Origin of the sequence: Pseudomonas laurylsulfativorans (genome assembly GCF_002906155.1) — a bacterium.
GTDB classification, from domain to species: Bacteria; Pseudomonadota; Gammaproteobacteria; order Pseudomonadales; family Pseudomonadaceae; genus Aquipseudomonas; species Aquipseudomonas laurylsulfativorans.
Genome location: NZ_MUJK01000001.1, coordinates 161,244 through 187,277, shown reverse-complemented (window position 1 = coordinate 187,277; position 26,034 = coordinate 161,244). Strand labels below are relative to the sequence as shown.

Annotated in this window: 23 protein-coding genes; 18 read left to right on the top strand and 5 right to left on the bottom strand. The window is 59.1% G+C overall.

What is annotated here, in order from left to right; translation table 11 throughout:
- Nucleotides 1-19: 19 nt before the first annotated feature.
- Together nirD and nirB are read right to left on the bottom strand one after the other, a co-directional pair.
- A complete protein-coding gene (nirD, locus tag B0D71_RS00830) occupies nucleotides 20-406 on the bottom strand; it encodes a nitrite reductase small subunit NirD (RefSeq protein WP_103393037.1) in 387 nt (128 codons plus the stop codon).
- Nucleotides 406-2,967, bottom strand: a complete 2,562-nt coding sequence (gene nirB, locus B0D71_RS00825) for a nitrite reductase large subunit NirB (RefSeq protein ID WP_103393036.1) — start codon at nucleotides 2,965-2,967, stop codon at nucleotides 406-408. Before nirB ends, nirD begins: the two co-directional genes overlap by 1 nt.
- 701 nt (nucleotides 2,968-3,668) lie before the next feature.
- Here nirB and B0D71_RS00820 point away from each other — a divergent pair.
- From B0D71_RS00820 to B0D71_RS00800, 5 genes are all read left to right on the top strand, one after another.
- Nucleotides 3,669-4,739: an acyltransferase family protein gene (locus B0D71_RS00820; RefSeq protein ID WP_103393035.1), complete on the top strand. Its 1,071-nt coding sequence runs from the start codon at nucleotides 3,669-3,671 to the stop codon at nucleotides 4,737-4,739.
- 311 nt (nucleotides 4,740-5,050) lie between these two features.
- On the top strand, nucleotides 5,051-5,611 hold the full coding sequence (locus B0D71_RS00815; RefSeq protein ID WP_103393034.1) for a lipid-binding SYLF domain-containing protein: 561 nt from the start codon (nucleotides 5,051-5,053) through the stop codon (nucleotides 5,609-5,611).
- 235 nt (nucleotides 5,612-5,846) lie between these two features.
- Entirely contained in the window at nucleotides 5,847-7,061 is a 1,215-nt protein-coding gene (gltS, locus tag B0D71_RS00810) for a sodium/glutamate symporter (protein ID WP_103393033.1), read from the top strand.
- Between the two features lie 167 nt (nucleotides 7,062-7,228).
- Nucleotides 7,229-7,528, top strand: a complete 300-nt coding sequence (locus B0D71_RS00805) for a DUF4189 domain-containing protein (protein WP_103393032.1) — start codon at nucleotides 7,229-7,231, stop codon at nucleotides 7,526-7,528.
- A gap of 160 nt (nucleotides 7,529-7,688) precedes the next feature.
- Nucleotides 7,689-9,428 carry a dipeptidase gene (locus B0D71_RS00800; protein ID WP_103393031.1) on the top strand — a complete coding sequence of 580 codons (1,740 nt, stop codon included), beginning with the start codon at nucleotides 7,689-7,691 and terminating at the stop codon, nucleotides 9,426-9,428.
- An 87-nt stretch (nucleotides 9,429-9,515) separates the two neighbouring features.
- Here B0D71_RS00800 and B0D71_RS00795 read toward each other — a convergent pair whose 3' ends face one another.
- Entirely contained in the window at nucleotides 9,516-10,043 is a 528-nt protein-coding gene (locus tag B0D71_RS00795) for a GNAT family N-acetyltransferase (protein WP_103393030.1), read from the bottom strand.
- Between the two features lie 201 nt (nucleotides 10,044-10,244).
- Between B0D71_RS00795 and B0D71_RS00790 the strand changes: the two genes are divergently transcribed.
- Complete coding sequence (locus B0D71_RS00790; RefSeq protein WP_103393029.1) at nucleotides 10,245-10,946, top strand: EthD domain-containing protein; 702 nt, start codon at nucleotides 10,245-10,247, stop codon at nucleotides 10,944-10,946.
- Between the two features lie 297 nt (nucleotides 10,947-11,243).
- Here B0D71_RS00790 and B0D71_RS00785 read toward each other — a convergent pair whose 3' ends face one another.
- Nucleotides 11,244-12,200, bottom strand: a complete 957-nt coding sequence (locus B0D71_RS00785; protein ID WP_103393028.1) for an AraC family transcriptional regulator — start codon at nucleotides 12,198-12,200, stop codon at nucleotides 11,244-11,246.
- A 191-nt stretch (nucleotides 12,201-12,391) separates the two neighbouring features.
- On the opposite strand from B0D71_RS00785, the gene B0D71_RS00780 reads away from it, so the two are divergent.
- From B0D71_RS00780 to B0D71_RS00730, 11 genes are all read left to right on the top strand, one after another.
- Complete coding sequence (locus B0D71_RS00780; protein ID WP_103393027.1) at nucleotides 12,392-13,345, top strand: diiron oxygenase; 954 nt, start codon at nucleotides 12,392-12,394, stop codon at nucleotides 13,343-13,345.
- A gap of 80 nt (nucleotides 13,346-13,425) precedes the next feature.
- Nucleotides 13,426-13,848 (top strand): MAPEG family protein, encoded by a 423-nt coding sequence (locus B0D71_RS00775; RefSeq protein WP_103393990.1) that lies wholly within the window; start codon nucleotides 13,426-13,428, stop codon nucleotides 13,846-13,848.
- Nucleotides 13,849-14,022: 174 nt separating this feature from the next.
- The gene (locus B0D71_RS00770; protein WP_103393026.1) at nucleotides 14,023-15,435 is read left to right on the top strand and encodes an NAD(P)-binding protein; all 1,413 of its coding nucleotides are present in this window, start codon (nucleotides 14,023-14,025) and stop codon (nucleotides 15,433-15,435) included.
- Between the two features lie 16 nt (nucleotides 15,436-15,451).
- Nucleotides 15,452-16,411, top strand: a complete 960-nt coding sequence (locus B0D71_RS00765; protein WP_103393025.1) for an alpha/beta fold hydrolase — start codon at nucleotides 15,452-15,454, stop codon at nucleotides 16,409-16,411.
- Nucleotides 16,412-16,449: 38 nt separating this feature from the next.
- Nucleotides 16,450-17,166, top strand: a complete 717-nt coding sequence (locus B0D71_RS00760; RefSeq protein WP_103393989.1) for a gamma-glutamylcyclotransferase — start codon at nucleotides 16,450-16,452, stop codon at nucleotides 17,164-17,166.
- Nucleotides 17,167-17,230: 64 nt separating this feature from the next.
- Nucleotides 17,231-17,716 carry an adenosine-specific kinase gene (locus B0D71_RS00755; protein ID WP_103393024.1) on the top strand — a complete coding sequence of 162 codons (486 nt, stop codon included), beginning with the start codon at nucleotides 17,231-17,233 and terminating at the stop codon, nucleotides 17,714-17,716.
- A gap of 30 nt (nucleotides 17,717-17,746) precedes the next feature.
- On the top strand, nucleotides 17,747-18,487 hold the full coding sequence (locus B0D71_RS00750) for a Mut7-C RNAse domain-containing protein (protein WP_103393023.1): 741 nt from the start codon (nucleotides 17,747-17,749) through the stop codon (nucleotides 18,485-18,487).
- Between the two features lie 107 nt (nucleotides 18,488-18,594).
- The gene (locus B0D71_RS00745) at nucleotides 18,595-20,721 is read left to right on the top strand and encodes a TonB-dependent receptor family protein (protein WP_103393022.1); all 2,127 of its coding nucleotides are present in this window, start codon (nucleotides 18,595-18,597) and stop codon (nucleotides 20,719-20,721) included.
- Between the two features lie 243 nt (nucleotides 20,722-20,964).
- Entirely contained in the window at nucleotides 20,965-21,429 is a 465-nt protein-coding gene (locus B0D71_RS00740) for a MarR family winged helix-turn-helix transcriptional regulator (protein WP_103393021.1), read from the top strand.
- The gene (locus B0D71_RS00735; RefSeq protein WP_240635649.1) at nucleotides 21,422-22,501 is read left to right on the top strand and encodes an HlyD family secretion protein; all 1,080 of its coding nucleotides are present in this window, start codon (nucleotides 21,422-21,424) and stop codon (nucleotides 22,499-22,501) included. The genes B0D71_RS00740 and B0D71_RS00735 overlap by 8 nt, the downstream gene beginning before the upstream one ends.
- Nucleotides 22,494-24,032, top strand: coding sequence for a DHA2 family efflux MFS transporter permease subunit (locus tag B0D71_RS00730; protein ID WP_103393020.1), 1,539 nt, complete (start codon nucleotides 22,494-22,496; stop codon nucleotides 24,030-24,032). The genes B0D71_RS00735 and B0D71_RS00730 overlap by 8 nt, the downstream gene beginning before the upstream one ends.
- A gap of 90 nt (nucleotides 24,033-24,122) precedes the next feature.
- Here B0D71_RS00730 and B0D71_RS00725 read toward each other — a convergent pair whose 3' ends face one another.
- Complete coding sequence (locus B0D71_RS00725) at nucleotides 24,123-24,953, bottom strand: oxidoreductase (protein WP_103393019.1); 831 nt, start codon at nucleotides 24,951-24,953, stop codon at nucleotides 24,123-24,125.
- Nucleotides 24,954-25,083: 130 nt separating this feature from the next.
- Here B0D71_RS00725 and B0D71_RS00720 point away from each other — a divergent pair, with 130 nt between their 5' ends.
- Complete coding sequence (locus tag B0D71_RS00720) at nucleotides 25,084-25,986, top strand: LysR family transcriptional regulator (RefSeq protein WP_103393018.1); 903 nt, start codon at nucleotides 25,084-25,086, stop codon at nucleotides 25,984-25,986.
- The last annotated feature ends 48 nt before the right edge of the window (nucleotides 25,987-26,034 follow it).

Sequence of the window (26,034 nt, the reverse complement as noted above, 5' to 3'; positions counted from 1 at the left end):
CCCGGCGAAATCCATGGGGTCAAGCCACCGCGACTTCCACCTGGCCTGCGTTCAAGCGCACCGGCCAGACCCGCAGGCGCTGCTGCGGATATTCCAGGCAACTGCCGTCTTCAAGGCGGAAATGCTGTTTGTAGAGTGGCGAGGCAACCACCAGATCGCCCTTGATGCTGCCGATCAGCCCGCGACCGATGACATTTGCCCCGGATTGCGGGTCATGGTTATCGACGGCATAGAGGGTCTTGCCTTCGGCAGCCGGCAGGTAGAACAGCGCCACTTGTGCACCGTCGAGCCAGACGACGACGCCAGAGTTACGGACCAGATCCTCCTGGCTGCACACCGCTTGCCAGGCATCGGGATTGACCCGGGAGGAACTGGAACAGGCTCGCTGAGTATCGGACTGGCTCATCAGGCAATCTCCTCAATGACAGGGATAAGGTGGAGTTCAGCGGCCATGATCGGCCGGCGCTGACCGCGTTCCTGGACAAAATGGATGTCCGGGTCCGGGCGTTGATCGTTGACGAAGGTGCGGAAGCGCTTGAGTTTTTCCGGGTCTTTAAGGGCGTTGGCCCATTCGCATTCGTAACGGTTGACCACCAGTTGCATCTGCGATTCGAGTTCAAAGCCAAGCCCCAGGCTGTCGTGGATGACCACGTCCTTGAGGTAATCCAGGCCGCCCTCCAGGCTCTCGCGCCAGACCGAGGTGCGCTGCAACTTGTCGGCGGTGCGGATGTAGAACATCAGGAAACGGTCGATGTAACGAATCAGGGTGGAGTCATCGAGGTCGGTGGCGAACAACTCGGCGTGGCGCGGGCGCATGCCGCCGTTACCGCACACATAGAGGTTCCAGCCTTTCTCGGTGGCGATCACGCCCACGTCTTTGCTCTGTGCCTCGGCGCACTCACGGGTGCAACCGGAGACCGCGAACTTGAGCTTGTGCGGCGAACGCAGGCCCTTGTAGCGATCCTCGAGGGTCAACGCCATTTGCACGCTGTCCTGTACGCCGTAACGGCACCAGGTGCTGCCGACGCAGGACTTCACCGTCCGGGTCGATTTGCCGTAGGCGTGCCCGGTTTCGAAACCCGCTGCAATCAGCTCGGCCCAGATGTCCGGCAACTGATGCAACTGAGCGCCGAACAGGTCGATGCGCTGGCCGCCGGTGATTTTGGTGTAGAGGTCGTATTTCTTCGCCACCACGCCGATGGCAATCAGCTTGTCAGCCGTGATCTCGCCCCCGGGAATGCGCGGCACCACCGAATAGGTGCCGTTTTTCTGCATGTTGGCCATGAAGGTGTCGTTGGTGTCCTGCAACGGCACCAACGACGTGTCCATGATCGGCTGATTCCAGCACGAGGCGAGGATCGAGCCCACCGCCGGTTTGCAGACGTCGCAACCGGTGTGGCCACGGCCATGTTTGGCCAACAGTTCGTCGAAGGTGATTATTCCCTCTACCCGTACCAGCGCATAAAGCTCCTGACGGGTATAGGCAAAGTGTTCGCACAGGCTCTTGTCGACACTGACGCCACGGGCAATCAACTCATGCTCGAACACTTGCTTGAGCAAGCCGGCGCAACCGCCGCAGCCGGTGCAAGCCTTGGTCTGCGACTTGAGCTGACCCAGGTCGGTGCAGCCGCCGTCGATGGCCGAACAAATGGAGCCCTTGGTGACGTTATGACATGAGCACACCGTGGCCGACTCGGGCAGCGCACCCGGGCCCAAGCTCGGCGCGCCTTCAGTGGACGGCAGAATCAGGCTGGCGGGTTCTGCTGGCAAGGCGATGCCGTTCTGCATGTACTGCAGCAAGGTGTCGTAATAGCTGTTGTCACCGACCAGCACTGCACCGAGGACGTGTTTGCCACTTGCATCCACCACCAGGCGGCGATAGCTGGCGCTGGTTTCGTCGATGAATTGATAGCTGCGCGCGCCCGGGGTATTGCCGTGGGCGTCGCCGATGGAGCCGACATCCACCCCCAGCAGCTTGAGCTTGGTCGACATGTCGGCACCGGTGAACGGTTCGGCGACTTCGTTGCACAGACGGGCCGCGACGCTGCGCGCCATCTGGTAGCCCGGCGCGACCAGGCCAAACAGGCTGCCGTTCCATGAAGCGCATTCGCCGATGGCGTAGATGTTCGGGTCGCAACTCAGGCACGTGTCGTCGATCACCACGCCACCGCGCGGACCGATCTCCAGCGCGCATAGACGAGCCAGCGCGTCTTGAGCGCGGATACCAGCGGAAAACACGATCAGGTCGGTTTCGAGGAATTCGTCATTGGCGAAGTTCATGCGATAGCGGTACTGCTCGCCCGCACTGATCGATTGCGTGGCGCGGGACAGGTGTACCCCGACGCCCAATCGTTCGATCTGCGCCTTGAGCGCCTGGCCACCGAGGTCATCGAGTTGTACCGGCATCAAGCGCGGCGCGAATTCCACCACGTGGGCTTCAAGGCCCAGGCTCTTCAACGCGTTCGCGGCCTCCAGGCCCAACAAGCCACCGCCGACCACCACACCGCGCCGGGCATTAACCGCCGCAGCTCGAATGGCATCGAGGTCTTCCAGGGTGCGATAGACCAGCCGCGATTCACCTTCGGCGCCTTCGATTGGCGGAACAAACGGATAAGAACCAGTGGCCAGGACCAATTTGTCATACGTGACACAACCTTGCGAGGTGACCACCTGGCGACGGACGCGGTCGATTTCCAACACCGGCACACCCAAATGCAGCGTAACGCCGGGCGTCTGGTAAAGCGACGCATCGGACAGCGCCAGCGACTCGGCATCACGACCGGAGAAGTACTCGGAAAGATGCACACGGTCATAGGCGCGCATCGGCTCCTCACTGAAGACGTGCAGCCGGTAATGCTCAAGCGCTCCCCGCTCGATCAGTTGTTCGACACAATGATGTCCGACCATGCCATTACCGATCACGATCAGCGTTTGCATCTTGTTCAACGTGGCAACATTGGAATTCATAGAAAGCACCCAGCCCGAGCCAATCACGGTTTTAAAAGCAAAAAAAAACGCCTGAAACCTTTCGGTTCCAGGCGTCTTTGCCTGTTCTTTTGCGGTGTTGAAACCAGGCAGCTATGCCTGATCCACCGATACTGCCCACGACCTGTTCGGCCAATCGATCGTCGTTGACCGAGGGGGCTGTCCACTCGAATGCGTTCCAGGTGGACCTGATGTCAGCCTTGCAGCCTTTGTGCCAGCCAGCCACAGAGAGACTTCAACTCTCTGCAAACACTGACTCTTGGGCCAGGGGGATTGTCGCGGCGACTGCGGTCCAGGCGCGTTTCGGCAAGTGTGAGCCGACTTCCAGGGAAGGCGAATGGACGAGGACAACCATTCGAGACGCCGGAGCTACCAAGGCGAAAGCGCTTTGCGGCGCTTCCGGCTGGTGCACGTTGGTACGCATGGCGCTTTATAAAAGTGCAAAAACAGTTCGATTCCACCAGTAAAAAGCTGCGAACGTCCTGTCGAACGGCCCAGCGAGTCTTGCCATCGTTCACTCGCTGCAGAGGGTCCAGGCCATGGCGACCCGGTCGACCCGGGATTCACCTCGGGTCCATAACCGCAACAGGCTTGGCTTCGCTTTCACTGGGTCTGGCGGTAGGATACCCGCCTGACAACAAAAATAATCATCACACACCAGGGTCATCCAATTGGCTGTAACCATGACTAAAGACCGCATAAACGAAATCGATTTACTTCGGTTCCTCGCAGCAATTGCCGTCCTGTTCTTTCACTATTCTTTTCGGGGACATGCCTACGACGATCTGTCTGTTATGTCTTACCCTTGGATAGTCCCAGCCGCAAAGTATGGGTATCTTGGTGTTCAGCTGTTTTTTATGATAAGCGGCTTTGTGATATTCATGACGGCTTCAAATGCGAACCTGAAGTCGTTCGCAATATCCCGGATCGTCCGGCTCTACCCTGCATTCTGGGCGTGCTGCACCATTACATTTATTGCCATCCTGTTAATGGGTAATGGACGCTTTTCGGCCACCTTCACTCAGTATCTCGCCAACATGACCATGTTCAGCGAGTTCATGAAAGTCCCATCTATCGATGGCGCCTACTGGTCAATTTTCATCGAAATTCGCTTTTATCTTTTGATTGCCATTCTGTTGGCATTTAAACAGATGCGAAATGCAGAATATTTCATGATTGCCTGGCTCGCCTATACAGCGAAGACTGCCCTATGGGGGACTGACAAGCTGTCTGTGTATTTGATTTCCGAATATGCAGCTTTCTTCATTGCGGGCGCTTCAATGTTCATGGTCTGGAAAAATGGATTTTCCATCATCCGTACCGCGACTATCGCTCTTTCTTTTGCCTTGGCGATGTATCAAGCGTTGAAGCAAGCCAGCGTATTGACCGGTGTTTTCAAGCTGGAAGTAGATCCACTCGTGGTCATTGCGATCGTTACGAGCTGCTTCGTTGCAATGTTGCTCAGCGCTACTCGCAACACCGGATTCTTTGGCCGGACAAACTGGACAACGCTCGGGGCGCTGACTTACCCGCTCTACCTCCTGCACCAATTCATAGGCTTCATGACGTTCAACCTGCTATACGACAAGGTCAACGTTCACTTGCTCTTCTGGGGTGTCATCGTGCTGCTTCTGGCCGCTGCTTACGCGGTGAATCAGCTCATCGAAAAACCCATGTCTACGCGTCTTCGTGCTTTGCTCCAGCGCCTCCTTGGCAACCGGGTTTCGACCGAATCGGTTACGAAAGCCGACTGATTGCCTGCACCATGAGTATTGTGGAACCTTGCCAAGCGCATCGTGTGGCGTGCAGCCGCCGCAATGCAGGGGCCTGCAACTCTCAGAACTGACAATGAACCCGGCCATCACGCAGAGGTCATAACAGCTGATGGCATCGCAAATGATCAGTGGCCTTGGGCCTTCAAGGCCGCAGACCCGCTTCATTCACAAACGATGCTTGCATTTCTCACATTTCAGGGCGCGCCGGATAACCTCAGTGGGTTCAGTTCCTGCCTGACGCAGGGGCTTACCGCTGCTCTCATCCCATGCTCCCTTAGCGGAGTACGCAAATGACTCAATCAATGCGGTTCTTCCTCTCGTTCTTCCTCGCAACAGCAACACTGGCATCAGCAGGTTTCCTGAACAATGCCGGAGCAGCCACCGCCGAGGACCTGAATGCCGACGCTCGACAAGCTTTGCAAACGCTCTACAAGACCAACCCTTTTTCCGAAACCATCTCGCACAAAGCCAAGGCTGTGCTCATTTTTCCGAAAATCATCAAAGCAGGTCTTGTATTCGGCGGCAGCTACGGTGAAGGCGTTTTAATGAAAGGCACGAAAGTCGAGAATTACTACAACTCCGTCAGCGGATCATGGGGGCTCCAGGCAGGCGCCCAATCGTACGGCTATGTGGTTTTTCTGATGACCGATAAAGCCGTGAAATATGTAGCCGAAACCAAGGGCTGGGAAATCGGTGTGGGGCCAACGGTTGTTGTAGTGGACGAGGGGATTGCGAAGAACCTCTCCAGTTCGACGCTGAAAGACGATGCGTACGCGTTCATCTTCGACCAGCAAGGGTTGATGGCGGGGGTCAGCATCGAGGGAACCAAGATTTCCCTGATCAAGCGCTAAAGTCAGCGGTTTGATTGGCCATCGGGAGCGTGATGGCGGCCTGTGCCTACGCGGATGGATTTTCCCATTTAGGCTAGGCTGTCCTCACTCTTGGCGCACAGACACATCGAGTAGTTGTGAATCGACTTGGGCAAGCAAGGCTGGCATTTACGATATCGACCGTTCATTGATACAGGTCTAAACATCGAATCGCCGAATCCTGATAATGATTTTTCAGTTTTTAGGTAGGCCTTAAATGACTTCACAGCTCTTCCAGGTTCACGGCCTCGTGAGTTTTACACTCGCCATCCTCCTGCTTTTCCTCGGCAAGACCCTCGTCCAGCACAACACCTTTCTACGTCAATACTGTATCCCCGAGTCGGTCGTCGGCGGCTTCGTCTGTGCGGCGGTGACGTCCTTGCTTTACTTCGGTCTGAATATCCAGATCGAATTCGATCTGCAGGTTCGCGACACCCTGCTGCTCTATTTCTTTGCCGGCATCGGCTTGAAATCGGACATGCGCCAACTGCTCAAGGGTGGGCGCCCGCTGCTGATCCTGCTGTTGCTCGCCGCTGTATTCATTCTCCTGCAGAACTCGCTGGGCATGGGTGTGGCCCAGGCGTTTGGGCTTGATCCCAAGGCGGGCTTGATGGTGGGATCCATTTCCCTCACGGGTGGGGTGGGCACGACCCTGGCCTGGGCACCGCTGTTCGTCGATAAGCTGGGAATCAGTAACGCACACGAACTGGGCATCGCCAGCAACACCGTCGGCCTGATTGCCGCTTGCGTCATCGGCGGCCCGATCGCCAACCGACTGATACAGCGTTATCAGCTCTCGACGTCCGGGGATGCGGCGCTGGAAGTCGGCATTCTCGACCAGCAACCGAGCAAGCCACTGGATTACTACGACGTGCTCTGGGCCTGGATGTGGCTCAACCTGACCCTGATGGCCGGCTATGGGCTCAACCTGCTGCTGGTCGATGCCGGCGTCACCCTGCCCAAATTTGTCAGTTGCCTGTTCGCGGGCATCGTCATTCACCACCTCGTTCTCGCCTTTGTGGGTGATCAACGACTGAAAACCTGGAGCGGTGCCAGCCAGGGCCTGTCGCTGATCTCCGATATCTGCCTGGGCATGTTTTTGACCATGGCGCTGATGGGGCTTCAGCTATGGCAACTGAGCGGCGCCTTGATGTTCATTCTGTGCGCATTGACCCTGCAAATTCTGCTGACGGTCGCCTATACGTATTTTGTGGTGTTTCGCTTGATGGGGCGCGATTACGAAGCCAGTGTGATTGCTTCGGGATTCGGCGGGATTGCCCTCGGGTCCACCGCGACGGCCATCGTCAACATGTCGACCGTGACGCAAAAGTACGGTGCGGCGCACCAGGCCTTCCTGATCGTGCCATTGGTATGTGGCTTTTTCATTGACCTGGTCAACGCCGTGATCATCAGTATGTTCAGTGGTCTGTAGCCGCCTCAACTCGACTCTCGGACGGCCAGACACGCCGAACTTAGGAAAGCGGACGAAAGGAGCAGCAGGATCAATGCCGCAAGGATAGGCTCAGAGAAAGACTGTGCCTCAGCCCTGATCCGGCCAGGTACGATCTCAAATGCGCCTCTTGCTACAGGGGAACCAGGATGACGGCACATACCGCACGCCAAAGCTCGTCATGGATCCTGCTATCCCTGCTCGCCGTCGATCTGACGCTGATGGCCGGCTGTTCAGGCAAAGCCAATTCGACTCGATATTCAACCTCCAGCACCGGCTCGGCCTGCTATGCAAAAGCACTCCCCACAGTCGGCGAAGGTGGCCTCGCCTGGGGCGATACCTTGAGCATGGCCCGGCAAAAATCCCTGAACAATTGCATACGTTATGCCGGCCGATCCGGCGGCACGCCAAGTACCTGCAAAGTGGTGATGGCGGAATGTAAGCATTGATAGAGCGGTTTTTCGTTTCTGCGCCGCTTTTGCATTTCTGTGCGACAGATCCCACTTCAGGGGCTCCCGTTTCACACGCTTGAGGTGTTAATTTTGAAATGCTTCTGATCAAGTGATCAGATATTTCTTACAAACCGCCTGCAAAGGAATGCCCCCAGCAATGGATTTTTCACTCAAGCACCTGGCTGCGACCACCCTCATGCTCGCCAGCCTTTCGTCGTTCACCACCGCTGCGCAAGCCAACATCACCCCAGAACAGAGCGCGGTCATCCTCAAGACCTTCAGTGATGCCTCGGTCAAGGATTTCAGGCAGTTCGTGGAAAGTCTGGCCAAGAGCGATATCGCCAAAACCCACAACCTCGACCCGGCCATCCGTGCGTTTCTCGACAACAAGACGCTGTCCGCTGAGCAGCAGAACGAAATCCATCGCCTGCTTGGCCTCTATGCCCGGGTGAAATACGGCAGCGCAGCCACCGAAACCCTGAAAGAGCTGGTGGCCATTGCGACCATGCGCGTGGACGGTGTCGACCAGCACGACAATCCCGAATTCCTCAAGATTGCCGAGAAGATCAAGGGCCTCGCCCAGGCGTTCAACCTGAACTTTCGCAACATCGACAACCGCGTGTATGAGATCTCCCTCGAGGGCAGCGGCGATGAAGTCGTGGGCATTCACGCCCATGCCGATGTGGTGCCAGTGACCCCGGAGAACTGGGTGCTGCAGGACGGCACCCGCCTCGATCCGTTCAAGGTCACCCTGATCGGCGATCGCATGTATGGCCGCGGCACCGAGGATGACAAGAACGGCATCGTGGTGGCGCTCTACGCCATGAAGATCATCAAGGAAGAAAAGCTGCCGCTGGCCCGGAACTTCAAGCTGCTGGTCGACACCACCGAAGAGACCACGGGCGACGCCATCCCCTACTACTTCGAACGCAACCCGACCCCCAACTACAACCTGGCGCTGGATGGCGGCTACCCGGTGGTGATCGCCGAGAAAGGCTACGGCACGGTCATGGCCAGCTTCGCCAAACGTAAGGCTGAAGGCAAAGGCGCAGAAATCACTTCGATGACCGGCGGCCTGGCCACCAACCAGATTCCGTCGACATCGGTCGCGACCCTGGTAACCGACAAGCCCACCGAACTGGCCGCCAGCCTGCAAAAGGCCGGCAGCGAATATGCCAAGCGCAATGGCGGCAACTTCGAGGTGACCGCCAAGGTCGACGGCAAGGACGTCAAGTTGACGGTCACCGGCGTGTCCGCGCACTCCTCCGAGCCCGAGTCCGGCGTCAACCCGGTGGCCAGGATGCTCGACTTCATCAACGGCCTCGACGGCAAGGTGGCGCTCAAGCACAACCACATCACCGATGCCGCGCGCTACGCCGCCGACAACTGGGGGCTGGATTATCTGGGTGGGAAGTTGGGGGTCGGTTTTGCCGATGAGTTCATGGGCCCGCTGACCACGTCCCTGACCTATGTCGGGATGGACGACAAAGCCTTCAAGCTCGCGGTCAACCTGCGCGTACCGAAGGGCAAATCCCCTGAAGCGCTCAAATCCGAAATCGCAGCAAAGCTGGACACCTGGAGCAAGAAAACCAGCATCGCACCGGCCTTCGAGCTGTCGATTGCCGAACCGATGTACCGCAACCCCGAGGGTGAATGGGTCAAGGCCCTGCTTGCGGTGGCCAGCGAAAACCTCGGCATGGAACACAAGTTCGGCACTTCCGCAGGTGCTACGTCCGTGCATGAACTGCCCAACGGTGTGCAATTCGGCCTGGCCATGCCAGACGTCAAATACACCGGTCACAACGACAACGAGTTCAAGACCACCGAGCAGTTCCTGCTGGACTTGCAGATCGTCACCGAAATGATGGGCCGTATCGGGCAATTGCCGAAGCTCTGATCTCCTTTCGGGCCCGCCTTTCTGGCGGGTGCGATTGCAGACCTGTGGCGAGGCGCCTGCTCCCGTCGGGATGGCATTTGGCGCAGGCTATGGCACCCGGGGCACCCGCCATGACATTGCACAGCGACTATCGGGTGCAAAACCGCAGGCATATTCCTGTGCCAGGATCTCTGCCAGGCGCTTATCCAACGTTTCCCCAGCGCGATGCTCAAACCCCAGCCGCCGGTAAAAGGGCGCGTTCCAGGGCACGTGTGTAAACGTCGTTAGCGTCACCGAAGCCAGCTGATTCAATCGCGCATATTCCATCGCCGTTTCAACCAGCTTTCGCCCCCAGCCCTGCCCCTGCACGGACTGTCTGACCGACAACTCGTAGATATGAAGATCGCTGCCGTGGCGTTCTGCGCTGAGGAAACCTGTAGGCCGAGCATCCGCATCGACAGCCACCCAGCACGTCGATCGCGCGATCAACTGCCTGTGACGATCGACTGCCATGGTGGCGGCGTCCGCCAGCCATTCCATTTCATCGATCGAACGGAATGCTTGCGCAGCGCTACGTTCAATACGGGGCAACAAATGCGCGTCATCGGGTAAAGCCAGGCGAATGTGTGCAGGCATGAGCTCTCGAAATAGTGGCTTGCTGGCCTGGAATTCTACGCTGCCTACGACCTGCGTGAGGACTTGGTCAATAGTCTGTTTGAGGTATTACCCGGAGCGGACCTTGATTGACTATGACGCCAGGGATTTTCGGTCATTCGGGTGGACCAGGCGGCACTACGGCTGCCCCATCCATCAACCGCAACGAGGAGCTCGATAGCTATGGAAAAAGTCATCTACCTGCTGTGGCGTGATACTCAAGTCAGTCCTGATACCTTCGCCCATCGCCTGCGCAGTGAGGTCGCCGGGCAATTGCAGGCACTCGGTGCCCGTGCTGTGCAATTGAACCTCTCCGATGCCGATGTGCAGCCTGCAGCCAGCCTGCGCCAGGAAAACAACAGACCATTGCCCGATGGCAGTCTGTCGCTGTGGCTGGACAGTGCCAACGGGCCGGCTCGTCGCCCTTTCGACGACGTGATCAATGCGGTAACGGCGCGCATGGCCGCCTACCTGGTATGCGAGTCGGTCGCTATCGCCAATACTCGCTTCCCCGCAACGCCCGGTGAGCGTACCCACGGGTTCGCCCAGTTGGCCCTGCTGACCCGCCCTCCGCGCCTGACCCCCGAGGCCTGGCTGGACATATGGCGCAACCGTCACACGGCGGTGGCCGTGGACACGCAAGATAACTTCCAATACGTGCAAAACCTGGTGGTGCTGGCTTTGACGCACGGCGCTCCACGGATCGATGCCATCGTCGAAGAATGTTTTCCGCCCGCCGCCATGACCGATCCCATGGCCTTTTTCGATGCGGTGGGCGACGAAGCGAAATTCCAGCACAACCTGGCCTTGATGATGGACAGTTGCAGCCGCTTCCTCGATTTCGACAAGATCGACGTGCTACCCACCAGCCAGTACTGCCTGTAGGACCGGGAAATGGTCATGCGTGAAGCCGGATAATCCAGGCCTGGTCCTTGATTATCGAGCCTGAAGCGCTTTGCGCATGAAAACCCGGGCGAAGGCATCGTCCTCATGAGCCCGGCGAATAGTCTGAAATGCGTGTCTCCCAAACAATCAATGAGCGTGTCGGCCAAGCATGCGGCGCACATCGAAGATTGCCAAGGACCAAGGTGGGTTTCACGACTGGCAGGCAGTCAGCGCCCAGCCTTGATGAGACAAGTGCTGTCTGCCTTGTTCAGATTGTCCGGTTGGCTCCGATCCTTTTCATACCGACTGTCTGCGCCAGGTGCCGGGGGATGTGCCGAACTGGCGCTTGAAGGCGCGGCTGAACGCGGCTTCAGACTCGTAGCCCACTGCAAAGCCGATTTGCGCCACATTGCCGCGACCTTCGCGCAGGTGTTGAGCCGCCACGTGCATACGCCAGAGCGTCAGGTATTGCATCGGTGGCTGGCCGACCAACGCCGTGAAGCGCTCCGCGAACACCGAGCGCGACATGCCCACTTCCAGCGCCAGGGCTTCTGCCGTCCAGCCCTCGGTTGGACGGGCATGGAGCAGCGCCAATGCGCGCCCGATATGCGGATCGCGCAACCCCGCCAGCCACCCGCGCCGCTCGGCCGGAAGGCTGGCGACATACTGGCCGACAGCTTCGACGAAGAGCAACTCCGACAGCTTGGCGATGACCGTAGTCGAGCCGACGCGCCCTGCCGCGATTTCACTGACGGCAAAACGGAATGAGCTTTCGATCCAGGTGCCCGACGCCGTCGCGCGCAGGTCCAGCTTCAATAAGGATGGCAACGACGACAGCAACGGACTGAAGGGTGTTTCAGAGCCGAGGAATCCGCACAGTAACTGCGTGGCCTCCCCGCCCCCGCCGTACTCGATTCGTGAAATGCCACCGACTTCCGGCGGCTGAATAACATCTCTCGCCGGCATCGGCGCAATGCTCAGGTCGCTGCCAAACGAATGAGCGTCGTTGCGAGGCAGCAGAACGAGTTCGCCTGCCTCCACGTCCATGACGGCACCACCGTCGATTTTTATTTGCATGCTTCCGGCGGCGACAAAATGCGAAGCAATGATATGTCGAGGTGTCGCCAGGAACGGTTTGCAATCATCCGCCGAGAGTCTTCCGTTGATGCACCAGGGCGCAGTGAGTTCCGCCTCGAGGAAGACCCCTCCAGACAGTCGAATCACACGCAATACATCAGAAAGCGCATCCAGCAATTGCCAGCCCTCCTTTCCGGAGTCCGGAGCAGGTAATCAGGCGTACCGGTCATTCAATGCCTGAACAGCGAGGCCTAGATTAGCACCAACGCGGCCCCAGAGACCGAGACGGTCCCCAGCGGCTTCACCACCGGTCTGTGGCTCCGGCGTCAACCGTAACTGCCCCATTCCAAGGGCATCAGGAGAGCTATATGAACAGCGTCGTTACCCTACCCAACTCAGAGTCGGGCAACACCGCCCGTTATGCGCAAATTGTCCGATCCTCGAAAAAAACCGAATGGCAGATCGACCGCGATTTGCTACAGGACCGCAGTTTCGATTTCTCGCGCAAGTTCCTGCCCGATGGACTCTCGCAGGTCGACCGCCTGACCTTTCTCGCCACGGCCGAGGCACGCCTGCTCAGTCAGATTCAGGGCCGGACCTATGCGTACATCTTTGGCCTGGTCGAACGATTTATCAGTGCCAAAATGCTCGATCAAGGTCGGGCCCATGTATTCGACAATCAACTCGCACTCGAAGCGCTGGTACGTTTTTCCAACGACGAGATCAAGCATCAGGAACTGTTCCGGCGCATGGAAACGATGATGGGTTCGCAATTGCCGGCGGGATATCGTCAAGTTGCCGATCCAAACGAAGTGGCACGCGCGGTACTGTCGGCCAGCACCTGGTCGGTGCTGGCGCTGACCTGCCATATCGAGCTGTTTGTTCAGGCGCACTACGTACAGAGCATCGCCCCGCGCGAAGAGCTGTGCCCGTTATTCAAGGATGTTTTCAAATTTCACTGGAAGGATGAAAGCCGGCACGTCGTACTCGATGAACTGGAGTGGCAGGCGGAACACGCGAAACTTTCGCCAGCCGAGCGCGACCAGGCCGTGAATGATCTGATTGCGCTGGTGGCGGCTGTCGACGCCATCCTGCAGGCACAATCGGCAGCCGATACCGAGTATTTCATTGGTAGTGTTTCACGGTCATTCAGTGTCGATGAGACAACGCAAATCAACGCCTGCGTGCTGGGCGCCTACCGCTGGCAATACATTGTCTCGGGCGTGCAGCACCCACACTTTGGCCGGCTGCTGACGCAGATGACAACGCCGGCACAGATGTCCAGGATTCAGGCCGCACTGGCTCCCATCATGGGCCATTGATCGACCGCGCGCGACTGACTGCCCGTCGGCCGCGCGCTGTGGGAAGACCAACTGATATTGATCTGTTGAGGATGGCGGCCATGACGATACCGATGTGGATGCTGCTTGGGTTTGCGACCTGGACTTTGCTGTTGTTGATGGCCACCGTCGGGGTTTATCGCTGGGTCGCCATCTTGTTCTCGAGTGTTCCGATTGCCTCTTTTCGCAGCGACCAGCTCGAAGGTGAGGATTGGTATCGGCGCGGGACAAGGGCGCACGCCAACTGTGTGGAAAACCTGCCTGTCTTTGGCGTCATCGTGTTCGTGATTTCAGCCCTTGATATCAATGGTTCTGCAGTGAACTACTTGTCCACTCTCGTCCTGATCGCTCGTGTGGGCCAGTCGCTGGTTCACGTATCCCATGAGCAAACCAACACGTTCGTGGCGGTACGGTTTACCTTCTTTTGCGTTCAGTTGGTCTGCTTTCTCGCACTCATCGGCATAGCCGTTGGTTACGGCGCATGAGTGTGACCAAGGGATCGAAACAGCAAAATCGGCAGCGACTGGTGAGTTATAACCCGATCTGCAGTCATTAATTCCATCAGTTATTTGATTGAGGAGCATTCGTTCTATAGGGCCAGGTATTGGTAGCTAATCTAGTGAGGTCAAAGGGAGCAACCTTCAGAAAGGCGAAAGCATATGGACGAAAATCTGATCGAAACCGACTATCTGGTCATCGGTGCTGGCGCGATGGCCATGGCTTTCGTCGATACACTACTCAAGGAAACGAATGCACGCATCGTGATGGTGGATCGACACGACCGACCAGGCGGGCACTGGAATGATGCCTACCCTTTTGTCCGATTACACCAGCCCTCGGCCTTCTATGGCGTCAACTCACGGGAACTGGGCAGCGGGACGAAAGACCATGCGCAACTGAACGAAGGCTTGTATGAGCTGGCCTCCGGCGCCGAGGTGGTGAGCTACTACGACCAGGTGATGAACCAGCAGTTTCTGCCGTCAGGTCGGGTCCGTTACTTCCCCATGTGCAACTACACCGGCGACCGCATTGAAGACCACCGCTTTACCTCGCTACTCAGCGGAGCAAACCATCAGGTCCGGGTCCATAAAAAGGTGGTAGACGCCACCCATACCCAGACGGAAGTGCCCTCGACCCACCCGCCCAGGTACAGGGTGGAGCCCGGCGTGCAATGCATGCCACTGAACAATCTGCCGAAGATCCAGCACCCACATTCCAGCTACGTAGTGGTGGGATCGGGCAAGACCGGGATCGACGCTTGCCTGTGGTGTCTGCAAAACGGCATTGCGCCTGCCAAAATCTGCTGGATCATGCCGAGCGATCCGTGGCTGATCGACCGGGTCAACCTGCAACCGGGCCTCGAAAACTTCGAACGAACAATCGGTGGCCTCACGGCACAATTCGAGGCCATCGCAGCCGCAGACTCGATCCCTGACCTGTTCTCCAGGCTTGAGGCGTCGGGCCAGCTCCTGCGCATGGATAAGTCCGTCGAACCCACTGCTTACCGCTGCGCCACCGTCACACAGGCAGAGTTACGTGAGCTTCGACGCATCGACAACATTGTGCGCCTGGGCAAGGTACGGGTTATCGAGCCAACGCGCATCGTGCTCGAACAGGGCAGCATCGCCACGAGTCCAAATGCTCTGCATATTGACTGCAGCGCCAGTGCCATCCCGACACTGCCTGATATGACGGTGTTTGATGGGAACAAGATTAACCTGTTGATGCTAAGCAGCTGCCAACCCTTGTTCAGCGCGGCGTTGATCGCTTATGTCGAAAGCCATCTGGCCGATCAGGCGGAAATGAACGCCCTTTGCGCCATGGTCCCCCCGCCTCACATCCCCACGGACTGGATCAGAATGTGGGCGGTCAACCTGAGCAACCAACTACGCTGGGGAGAGTATGAAGGCCTGACCCGCTGGATCAGGCAGTCACGCTTGTACTTTCTCACTGCGGTGGTCAGGGGCTTGCAAGAAACCGACACCGCGAAACTGGCCCAGCTACATCGGCTCTCAGTCAGCAAGCAGCAGGCTCTGGCGAGTCTGCCGCGGTTGCTGGAGTCCATCGTTTGAATTGCAGGGAGCGCACATGAACGAACCACACCTCGAAATACTCGACATCAATGGTATTCGCATGCAGGTAGCCACCCAGGGCTCAGGCCCGTTGGTCCTGCTATGCCACGGTTTCCCGGAGCTGTGGTACTCGTGGCGCAATCAGCTTGCTGCGCTGGCGGCCGCCGGCTACCGAGCGGTCGCGCCCGACATGCGTGGCTATGGCGGCACGGAAGCGCCGGCCGAACCCGACGCCTACACCACACTCCACCTGGTAGGCGACATGGTGGAGTTGGTCAACACACTCGGTGAACAGCAAGCCGTGATCATCGGTCATGACTGGGGCGCACTGGTGGCCTGGAGCGCCGCATTGATGCGACCCGATATGTTCCGCGCAGTGGTCGGCATGAGTGTCCCCTTCTCGCCACCGGGGCGCGTGGAGCTCCTGAGTGCGCTTGCCTCGCGGGGTATCAGCGACTTCTACATCCAGTATTTCCAGACGCCGGGTGTGGCCGAGGCCGAGCTGGAAAGGGACGTCGAGTCGTCGATCCGGCGCATCTACTTCAATGGCTCGGGTGACGGACCCGATGGGCCTGTGTTCGGCCAACTGCAGCCGGGCAAAGGCTTCCTGGGGGAGATGATCGAACCCGAAACCTTGCCAGCCTGGCTGAGCCTGGAGGACATCGCCTACTACACCCGCGAATTCACCCGCAGCGGATTTCGCGGCGGCTTGAACTGGTACCGCAACATGACACGCTCATGGGCACTGCTGGCGCCCTGGCGCGGTTGCGTTATCCGGCAGCCGTCGATGTTCATTGCCGGAAGCCGCGACGCCGTACTGAAGTTTCCGGGCTCCGTGCGGCAGATCGAAGCCTTCGCGCAGACACTGCCAGGACTGCGCGGGTGCCATCTCCTTGAAGGTGCCGGCCACTGGATACAGCGAGAACGCGCGACCGAGGTCAATGAGTTGCTACTGGGTTTCCTGAAAAAACTCTGATCAGGAGTTCAATGTTTACCCATCGTGGGAGGGCCGGTATGGCACCCCTGAGAACCAGGCCCGCTAAAGGACGAAACCTGACGGCGGAACTTGTCGCTCGCGTTGAGCGTTTTGAGCCCGATCCCGGCCCCGAACCGGGCACGAGCGAACACACCGAAGCAGAGTTTGATGCGATGGTGGAGGCACTGCTGTCCGAATACAAACCGCAAGAGCTTTGGATCTTTGCTTATGGCTCACTTATCTGGAATCCGGAGTTCGATTTTCTGGAGAGTCGTAGCGCCACAGCCTTCGGCTGGCATCGTTCGTTCTGCCTCAAACTCACTCGCTGGCGCGGCACGCGCGAACTGCCAGCCCTGATGTTGGCCCTCGACCGGGGCGGAAGCTGCAACGGGTTGGCATACCGGCTTCCAGCGCAAGACCATTTCAAGCAATTGGGACTGTTGATGGTCCGGGAAATAGACGCCAACCCACCGACCAATGTTCCGCGCTGGATTTCGGTTAAAACCGAGTCCGGGATAGTGCGTGCATTAGCCTTTGTCGCAGCACGCGACGGAATGGCCTATGCCGGAAAGTTGCCCATGGAAAAGATCGCCCATGTATTGGCCCGTGCAGCCGGGCACTGGGGCTCGGCGGCCCAATACCTGTTCCGGACTGTGACAATGCTGGAGGAGCATGGCATTCGGGACCGTAATATGTGGCGAATACAAAGCCTTGTCGCACAGGAAATCGAAGACTCCCTGCTGGCTGAGAAATAGCCAGTAGCTATGCTTGGTTTGTTGCCAGACTCTGCTAGCAACATCGTGACAGGAGGCGTTTGAGATGCAACTCATCACGTGGAAAATCGATAAGCCTGAAATGACGAACTTCATTCTGGGTCAGACGCACTTCATCAAATCCGTAGAGGACATCCACGAAGCGCTGGTCAATGCCGTGCCAGGTATCCAGTTTGGCGTGGCCTTTTGTGAAGCCTCTGGCAAATGCCTGGTGCGATGGTCTGGCACCGACACCTCAATGATTGAACTGGCACAGAAAAATGCGAAAGCCATCGCCGCAGGCCATAGCTTCATCATTTTCCTGGGCGACGGTTTCTATCCGCTGAACGTGTTGAACACCATCAAAATGGTGCCAGAGGTTTGCCGTATTTTTTGTGCAACCGCCAACCCAACCGAAGTGATTCTCGCCGAGACGGAACAAGGTCGAGCCATCCTGGGCGTGGTGGATGGCTTCTGTGCCAATGACATCGAAGACGATGACGACATCCTGTGGCGCAAGAACCTGTTGCGGCAGATTGGCTACAAGATGTGAATTGCAGTGTGAACAGCCATACTGTTGAGCATGACCCGTGCAACTTTCCGCTTCTATGAGGAACTCAACGATTTCCTGCCGGCCGAACGGCGGCGGCAATCTTTCACCTGCGAGTGCGCGCGAGGGGCAACGGTCAAGCACATGATCGAGGCGCTCGGGGTGCCGCACACCGAGGTCGAACTGGTGTTGCTCAACGGCGAGTCGGTGAGCTTCGAGCGAGTGATCCTCGACAGTGACCGGCTGGCGGTGTACCCCAAGTTCGAAGCGCTGGACATCAGCCCGCTGCTGAAGGTTCGTGCGCAACCTTTACGGGTGCTGCGTTTCGTCGCTGATGCGCACCTTGGCGGGCTGGCCAGCCTGCTACGCATGAGCGGCTTCGATACGCTCTACGACAATGGCTTCGAAGATGGCGAGATCGCCGGGATCGCTGCGCAGCAAGGGCGCATCGTGCTAACCCGCGACCGCGACCTGCTCAAGCGGCGAATCATCAGCCACGGCTGTTATGTGCATGCCCTGAAACCGTCGCTGCAGTTGCGCGAACTGTACGAGCGCCTCGACCTGGCGCGTAGCGCGCGGCCATTCAGCCTGTGCCTTCATTGCAACCTGCCGCTGCACGAGATCAGCCCGGAACTGGCTCGGCTGCAAGTGCCCCCACGCATTGGCGCCCTCTATTCGCACTTCCTGCGCTGCGATGCCTGCCAACGGGTTTACTGGGAGGGTTCGCACTGGCGCGGTATGTGCGCATTGTTGGCACCTCTGCTGAACCGGTAGCCGCCAGCCCTTGGCGGACACAAAAAAACAAAATTGCCATGTGCTCCCTTCGTTCCTTCTTGCGTCGCACTGTTCATTGCCCGTTCCCGCACGTTGGAGTTTTCCCCATGTCCTCGCCTGAATACTTGCCCGCTGCCCTGCTGGGCCTGGCCCTTGTTTGTCCGGTCATGACCGAGGCTCAGGGCCTGGAACTGGGGCAAGTGTTGATCGGGGCTGAGGACCAGAGTGATGAAGACCAGGTGATCGAGGACGCCAAGGCCCGGCTGGCCCAGGTGCCCGGCGGCACCAATGTGGTCGACATGCGTCGCCCGCTGCAGGGTCGCGTCGCCAGCAACCAGGATGTACTGGCTTACCAGCCGGGGATCTACGCCCAGTCGGCGGGCAACGAAGGGGTGAAGATCTCGATCCGTGGTTCGGGCATCAACCGCGCCCCGGGCGCCCATGCCTCGGGGCTGTACACCCTGCTCGACGGCCTGCCGCTGACCGGCCCTGGCGGCACGCCCTATGAATTGCTGGAGCCGCTGTGGGTCGACCATGTGGAAGTGCTGCGCGGCGCCAACGGTTTCGACCGCGGCGCCCTGGCCTTGGGCGGGGCCATCGATTACGTCAGTCACACCGGCTACGACGCGCCGAAGCTGCAGGTGCGCTACGCAACGGGCAGTCACGGTTATCAGCAGCGCCAGGTCAGCTCCGGACAGGTACTGGGTGACTTCGATTACTACGTGTCCATGACCGATGCGAACGCCGACGGCTATCAGGACCACACGGCCAGCGAGAGCCAGGGCGTGATCGCCAACTTCGGTTATCGCTTCAACCCGAACCTGGAAACGCGCTTCTACCTGCGCCACCGCGAGACGGATAACGATCTCGCGGGACGGGTGACCAAGCACTCCATCGAGCACGACCCAAAGGCGGCCAACCCTGCTTACGTGGCGCGGGACGACCGCCGCGACGAACCGGGCAGCACCTTTATCGGCAACAAGACCACCTACTACATCGATGACGATTCAAGCATCCAGACCGGCCTTGTCTACCACGACTACCCAATGGATTTGCGTGAAGGGCCCCATCGTCTGAAGGTCGCGTACACGGATGTCAGCGGCACGTTCGACTACAAGCGTCGCGACACGCTCTGGGGCCTGGAAAGCGTCAGCACAGTGGGTCTGCGAACAACCAGACACCTGCCCAATGCCGGCGCCAGCGAGTTCGTACGCATCCCCACCGGCAACACCGCCGGCTATGCGCCGGGCACGTTGATTCGCAACTTCACTTACCAGGGTTCGGACAGCGTCCTGCATGTGGCCAATGACCTGGAGATCGCCGACGACCTGTGGCTGACCACCGGCCTCGCCGCCATCTACACCCGCCGTGAAAGCGATGTCACCTACCCGCAAGCGGGCGGCAAGACCAGCCTGCACGACTGGGACTACGCCCCGCGCGTCGGTCTGCGCTATCAGCTGACACCCGAGCTGCAACTGTTCGGCAATCTCAGTCGCTCGGTCGAAGCACCGCACCCGTGGTCGTTGATCTATAGCTCGAACATTCGATTCCCGGCAGGCAACGGCCCCGCCACAGGCGCCCAGCGTGATCCGGTCAAGCTGCAAAACCAGACCGCCACCACCCTGGAAATCGGCGGTCGCGGTGACAGCACGCTGGGGCAGTGGAGCCTGGCCTGGTACTACGCCCAGGTGCACCACGAACTGCTTTCGGTGTTGCCGGACGCCAACGCCACCACGCCCTACGAACTCAATGCCAGCCCCACCGTGCACCAGGGCGTGGAAGCCAGCCTGCTGAGCCCCCTCTGGTCGCCGGACGATGGCGGCCAGTTGAGCCTACGCCAGAGCTATACCTTCAGTGACTTCCACTACCGCGACGATGACCGCTTCGGCGACAACCGCCTGCCCGGCCTGCCGATGCACTATTACCAGGGCGAACTGCGCTACGACTGGCCCCAGGGCTTTTTCGCCGCATTCAACACGCAAAGGGTGTCGAAAGTGGCGGTCGATTACGCCAACAGCTACTACGCCGATCCCTACGCCATATTCGGCGCGACCCTGGGCTACAACGCGCCCAAGGGTGACTGGCAGACCTGGCTGGACCTGCGCAACCTGACCGACAAGCACTATGCCGCCACGGTCACGCCCGGCTACGACGACAAAGGGCTGGACGCGGCACGATCCACGCCCGGTGAGGGCATGGCGATGTACGTCGGGGTGTCGTGGAGCCTGCTCTGAGGCCGCGTCGAACAGGCTTTGAACCTCCACACGGCCCCCTGTAGGAGCTGGCTTGCCAGCGATAGCCATATACCGCCCAACATCTCTGTTGAAGGTAAAAACCCCATCGCTGGCAAGCCAGCTCCTACAGGGGGTTTTGATTGTTCATTGAATCGATTCACCTGAATTATCTCGCAAATATAGATAGCTGACTAATTACAAGCTCAACTATGATGAGCTAACTCTAGCGCAGCAGATTCCTCCATGACTGACACATTGACCCTTGGTTTTGCCCTGCATGACAGCGCCCGGCTGATGCGCAAGCGGTTCGAGCAACGCGCGCGACATGTCGGCCTCACTCGCTCGCAATGGCAAGTGCTGGCCATGCTGTCGACCAATGAGGGTATCCATCAAAAAGGCCTCGCGGATTTACTGGAACTGGAATCGATCACTCTCGTGCGTCTGCTGGACAAGATGGCCGAGCGCGGATTGGTCGAGCGCCGTCGTCACCCTACGGATCGACGCCTGTCCCTGCTGTTTTTGACGGAGCAGGCCCATCCACTGCTGGAACTGATGCGTGACATGGGCCGAACGACCCGCCAGGAAGCCACGCGTGGATTCTCTGCCGAGGAGGAACAACTACTGCTGCAGATGATGAAGCGGATGAGGTCCAACCTGATCGAAGCCTGCAGTCTTCCCGTTGAAGAACAGGAGCATCGTCATGATTGAGAGACGGCAACTCGTGCGTACCACGCTCTTTGCCTTGCTACCCATCGCGTTGGTAGTCGGCGGCTATTTGTATGTCACCGGCGGGCAAATCATTTCCACCGACAATGCCTACATACAGGCCGATCGAGTCGGCGTCTCCACCGATGTCTCGGGGCTGGTCGCCTCGGTCGATGTCAAAGACAACCAGCGGGTGGTCAAAGGTCAAGTCCTGTTCACCCTCAAGCCCGAGCCCTTTGAGATCGCGCTGGCCAGTGCCAGGGCGCAACTGAGCAATGTGCGTAACCAGGTCCTCAATCTCCAGGCCAATTACAAGCAGGCGCAGGCCGAAATCGACCAGGCACAAATCGACCTCGCGTACTACCAGGCCAGCTTCCAGCGCCAGCAAACCCTGCTCAGCGTCTCGGCAGTGTCCAGAACCAACTACGACGATGCCAAGCACGCGCTGGACAGTACCCGGCAAAAAATCACCGTGGCCAGGGCCACGGCACAAATGGTGCTGGCGCAATTGGGCGGGAACATCGACACCCCCGTCGAACGACAGTCCACTTATTTGATCGCCCAGGCCGCCGTCGACGAAGCGCAGCGCAACCTGGACAACTCAGTGGTCAGGGCTTCGTTCGACGGGGTCGTGACCAACGTTGACTCGCTGCAGGTCGGCTCCTACCTGCAACCGCCACAATCGGGCATCAGCCTGGTGTCGGCCGACCACCTGTGGGTCGCTGCGTCACCCAAGGAAACCGAACTGACCCACATGAAACCCGGTCAGTCCGTCGAGATCAGCGTCGACAGCTATCCCGGCGTGCAGTGGCACGGCACCGTCGACAGCATCAGTCCGGCGTCGGGCTCAAGCTTCTCGTTGCTGCCTGCGCAAAACACCACGGGCAATTGGGTCAAGGTCGTGCAACGGATTCCCGTGCGCATCAGCATCGATGATGCCGCGGAAAAACCGCCGCTGCGCACCGGCATGAGTGTGCAGGCAGAAATCGATACCGGTTCGGCACGTGGCCTGCCGCACCTGTTCTCGGGGCTGCTGGCGAGCAAGGTCCCGGCCCCGGCTCTGGCCCATGAATAACCCTGCACCGACCGAGCCGGTGGCCCATCGCGGGATGATCACCGCTTGTGTCGTGCTGGCGGTGATCATGCAAGCGCTCGACACCACCATCGCCAACGTCGCCCTGCCCTACATGCAAGGCAGCATCTCGGCCAGTTCGGACCAGATCAACTGGGTGCTGACCTCCTACATTGTCGCCGCCGCAATCATGACGCCGCCGTCGGCGTTTCTGGCCCGGCGCTTCGGGCGTAAACGGGTGCTGCTGTGGGCGATTATCGGCTTCGTGATCTCGTCGATCCTTTGCGGCCTGGCGCAGTCGCTGGAAGAAATCATCCTCGCCCGCCTGCTGCAGGGCCTGGCTGGCGCGGCACTGGTGCCGCTGTCCCAGGGCATTCTGCTGGACATCTACAGCCTCAAGGAACGCGGCTCAGCCATGGCGCTGTTCGGCGTGTCGGTCATGGTTGGGCCCGTACTGGGCCCGATGCTCGGCGGCTGGTTGACCGAGAATTTCAGCTGGCGTTGGGTATTCTTCATCAATTTGCCCATTGGTTTATTGGCGCTGGCCGGGATCGTCTACTACGTCAGCGAAACCACCACCGACACCTCGACCCGCCTGGACTGGCTCGGCTTTGGTTCGCTGAGCGTGGCGATCATGGCCCTGCAACTGTTCCTGGACCGGGGTGAGCAACTCGGCTGGTTCGCTTCCGGTGAAATCCTCGTCGAAGCGATAGTGGCCACTGTCGCCCTGTATGTGTTTGTGGTCCACACCTTCACCACCGACACGCCCTTTATCAGCCCGCAGCTGTTCAAGGATCGTAACTTCTCGATCAGCGTGGTCTTTATTTTTATCGTCGGCATCACCTACCTCGCCTCACTGGCGCTGATGACCCCTTACCTGCAAACCCTGATGGGCTATCCGGTGCTGACCGCTGGCATGGTGATGGGTCCGCGTGGCCTGGGCACGATGCTGACCATGTTCCTTGCCGGCCGACTGCTGGGCAAAGTCGATACCCGCCTTTTATTGCTGACGGGCCTGGGGTTGTCGGCGCTGTCGATGGGGCTGATGACCGGCTGGACACCTGACGTGTCGATGCAAACCGTCATCTGGGTCGGTTTCATCCAGGGCACCAGCCTGGGCATGTTGTTTGTGCCATTGACCACGGTGGCCTTCGCGACCCTGCCCGCTGCCTTGCGCGCCGAAGGCACCGGGCTTTACAGCTTGTCGCGAAATGTCGGTTCCAGCGTCGGGATCTCCATCGTGACCGTGCTGCTCACCCAGAACATCCAGGCCAACCATGAGCAGATCGGTGCCTACGTCACACCCTTCAACCGCGCCTTCGACGCGGGTGCGATCAAGAGTTACCTGGACCCGATGGCCGCCTCCGGCCGCGCGACCCTGGACGCATTGGTCACCGTGCAAGCCAGCTGGGTCGCCTACGTGGACGACTTCAAGCTGCTGATGCTGTTGTCACTGGCGGTCATGCCGTTGTTGCTGATTATCAAGACGCCAAAAGCCCAGGCCAATGAAGAACCGGCGCCGGTGATGGAGTAAGCGCAGGCGCGCACCACTCTTCGCAAACGCAAAAACCGGGACCCGCCCGGTTTTTGCGAAACCTGTTGAATCGACCGTTACACCGCCGCCTCAGACCTCGAAGTCGGTGGACAGCGCCAACGCCTTCCATTCGGTCAATTCCGCCTCCACAAAGCGGTTTTTCGCCTCGATGCGTGCCACGGTGTCGCTGCCCAGCGCCAGACGTTGCGGAGGTTTCGGGGCGTTAACCAGTGCGAGCATCGCTTCGGCAAACTTCACCGGATCGCCAGGCTGCGCATGGTTGGCGCCTTCAGCATATTGGCGCATCTTGCCGACAGTTTCGTCGTAGTCCGGCAGTTCCAGGGCGGTCTTGATCAGCGACTGCTCATCGAGGAAGTCGGTGCGGAAAAACCCCGGTTCGACGACTGTCGCATGGATGCCCAAAGGCGCCAGTTCCTGATGCAGTGCTTCGGTGATGCCCTCCACCGCAAACTTGGTGGAACCGTAGACGCCCCAGCCCATGTAGGCCTGATAGCCGCCAATCGACGAGATGTTGATGACATGGCCACTACGCTGGCGACGCATGTGCGGCAGCACGGCGCGAGTGACGTTGAGCAGGCCGAACACGTTGGTGGCGAACAGGCGCTGCGTTTCGCTGGCGCTGGTCTCCTCCACCGCGCCCAGCACACCGAAACCGGCATTGTTGATCAGCACGTCAATGCGCCCGAAACGCTTGATGCCTGCTGCGACAGCCTGATGCGCCTCTTCCTCGCGGGTGACGTCCAGCCGCACGGCGAGCAGGCTCGGGTGATCACCCAAGCGGTCAGTGATGTCTTGTGGATTGCGGGCAGTGGCAATAACGGCGTCGCCGGCACGCAGGGCGTGTTCTGCGATGAGGGTGCCAAAACCACGGGAAGCGCCAGTAATGAACCAGGTACGCATTTCAACTCCTCCTGTCAGCGAGCCGGGCGACATTGCCAGGCTTTCTTGATGAGTTGATGCGACTTTAAGCCCGTGATACTGATGTGATAATCCCAGCAATTTTGCATGACTTTGTGAAAGGTACTCACAAATGAAATCCCCCTCCACCGCCGACCTGTCGATTTTCCTGTGCATCGCCCGGCACCTGAACTTCAGTCGTGCGGCCGTGGAGCTTGGCTTCACACCCTCGGCCTTGAGTCACTCATTGCGCGCCCTGGAGAATCGCCTGGGGGTACGGCTGTTCAACCGCACCACCCGCAGCGTGGCCTTGACCGACGCAGGGGAGCGACTTTACGCCCGGCTGAAACCGGCCTTTCGTGACATCGATGATGCACTGGAGGACCTCAATAACTTTCGCGACAAACCCTCGGGCAACCTGCGCATAACGGCAGGTCGACAGGCGTGTGAGCTGGTGCTGCTACCGATCGTCAGTCAGTTCTTGCAGGCGTATCCGGATATCCGCCTGGAGATCGTCGAGAGTGACGCCCTGGTGGACGTGGTGGCCGGCGGTTTCGACGCAGGCGTACGATTTGGCAACCGTCTGGAAGCCGACATGATCTCACTGCCCATTGGGCCGAACATGCGCTCGGTGGTCGTCGGCTCGCCGGCATTCTTCGAACGGCATGTCGCACCGCACCAACCCGAGGACTTGCATGGCCTGCCGTGCATCCGCCATCGCTTCCCCAGCGGCTCGATGTACCGATGGGAGTTCGAACGCGGCGGGATCGCCCAGGAAATCGAAGTCAGCGGCCCGCTCACCCTCGGCGATGTCAGCCTGATGATCGGCCCGGCGCTGCAAGGCGTCGGCCTGGCCTATGTGTTCGAGGACATGGTCAGCGGGCATCTTTCCAGTCATCGCTTGATCCAGGTGCTGGCCGATTGGTGCCCTTACTATCCGGGCCTGCACCTGTATTACCCGAGCCGCCGTCATGTGCCCGCAGCGCTCAAGGCATTCATCGACTTTGCCCGGGCGGCTCGCCAGCTCAACACGTAACCGCGCGCGACGACTAAGCTTTCGTAACGCCACTTCGTCTCTCAGGAA

Excerpts from the sequence above, each read along its gene's own strand:
- B0D71_RS00745 (WP_103393022.1), top strand. The coding sequence starts at position 18,595 with ATGTCCTCGCCTGAATACTTGCCCGCTGCCCTGCTGGGCCTGGCCCTT.
- B0D71_RS00800 (WP_103393031.1), top strand. The coding sequence starts at position 7,689 with ATGGATTTTTCACTCAAGCACCTGGCTGCGACCACCCTCATGCTCGCC.
- B0D71_RS00820 (WP_103393035.1), top strand. The coding sequence starts at position 3,669 with ATGACTAAAGACCGCATAAACGAAATCGATTTACTTCGGTTCCTCGCA.
- nirD (WP_103393037.1), bottom strand. The coding sequence starts at position 406 with ATGAGCCAGTCCGATACTCAGCGAGCCTGTTCCAGTTCCTCCCGGGTC.
- B0D71_RS00755 (WP_103393024.1), top strand. The coding sequence starts at position 17,231 with ATGCAACTCATCACGTGGAAAATCGATAAGCCTGAAATGACGAACTTC.
- B0D71_RS00725 (WP_103393019.1), bottom strand. The coding sequence starts at position 24,953 with ATGCGTACCTGGTTCATTACTGGCGCTTCCCGTGGTTTTGGCACCCTC.
- B0D71_RS00805 (WP_103393032.1), top strand. The coding sequence starts at position 7,229 with ATGACGGCACATACCGCACGCCAAAGCTCGTCATGGATCCTGCTATCC.
- B0D71_RS00750 (WP_103393023.1), top strand. The coding sequence starts at position 17,747 with ATGACCCGTGCAACTTTCCGCTTCTATGAGGAACTCAACGATTTCCTG.
- B0D71_RS00730 (WP_103393020.1), top strand. The coding sequence starts at position 22,494 with ATGAATAACCCTGCACCGACCGAGCCGGTGGCCCATCGCGGGATGATC.
- B0D71_RS00770 (WP_103393026.1), top strand. The coding sequence starts at position 14,023 with ATGGACGAAAATCTGATCGAAACCGACTATCTGGTCATCGGTGCTGGC.
- B0D71_RS00765 (WP_103393025.1), top strand. The coding sequence starts at position 15,452 with ATGAACGAACCACACCTCGAAATACTCGACATCAATGGTATTCGCATG.
- B0D71_RS00780 (WP_103393027.1), top strand. The coding sequence starts at position 12,392 with ATGAACAGCGTCGTTACCCTACCCAACTCAGAGTCGGGCAACACCGCC.
- B0D71_RS00760 (WP_103393989.1), top strand. The coding sequence starts at position 16,450 with ATGGCACCCCTGAGAACCAGGCCCGCTAAAGGACGAAACCTGACGGCG.
- B0D71_RS00735 (WP_240635649.1), top strand. The coding sequence starts at position 21,422 with ATGATTGAGAGACGGCAACTCGTGCGTACCACGCTCTTTGCCTTGCTA.
- B0D71_RS00795 (WP_103393030.1), bottom strand. The coding sequence starts at position 10,043 with ATGCCTGCACACATTCGCCTGGCTTTACCCGATGACGCGCATTTGTTG.
- B0D71_RS00720 (WP_103393018.1), top strand. The coding sequence starts at position 25,084 with ATGAAATCCCCCTCCACCGCCGACCTGTCGATTTTCCTGTGCATCGCC.
- B0D71_RS00775 (WP_103393990.1), top strand. The coding sequence starts at position 13,426 with ATGACGATACCGATGTGGATGCTGCTTGGGTTTGCGACCTGGACTTTG.
- B0D71_RS00815 (WP_103393034.1), top strand. The coding sequence starts at position 5,051 with ATGACTCAATCAATGCGGTTCTTCCTCTCGTTCTTCCTCGCAACAGCA.
- B0D71_RS00790 (WP_103393029.1), top strand. The coding sequence starts at position 10,245 with ATGGAAAAAGTCATCTACCTGCTGTGGCGTGATACTCAAGTCAGTCCT.
- nirB (WP_103393036.1), bottom strand. The coding sequence starts at position 2,967 with ATGAATTCCAATGTTGCCACGTTGAACAAGATGCAAACGCTGATCGTG.
- B0D71_RS00740 (WP_103393021.1), top strand. The coding sequence starts at position 20,965 with ATGACTGACACATTGACCCTTGGTTTTGCCCTGCATGACAGCGCCCGG.
- gltS (WP_103393033.1), top strand. The coding sequence starts at position 5,847 with ATGACTTCACAGCTCTTCCAGGTTCACGGCCTCGTGAGTTTTACACTC.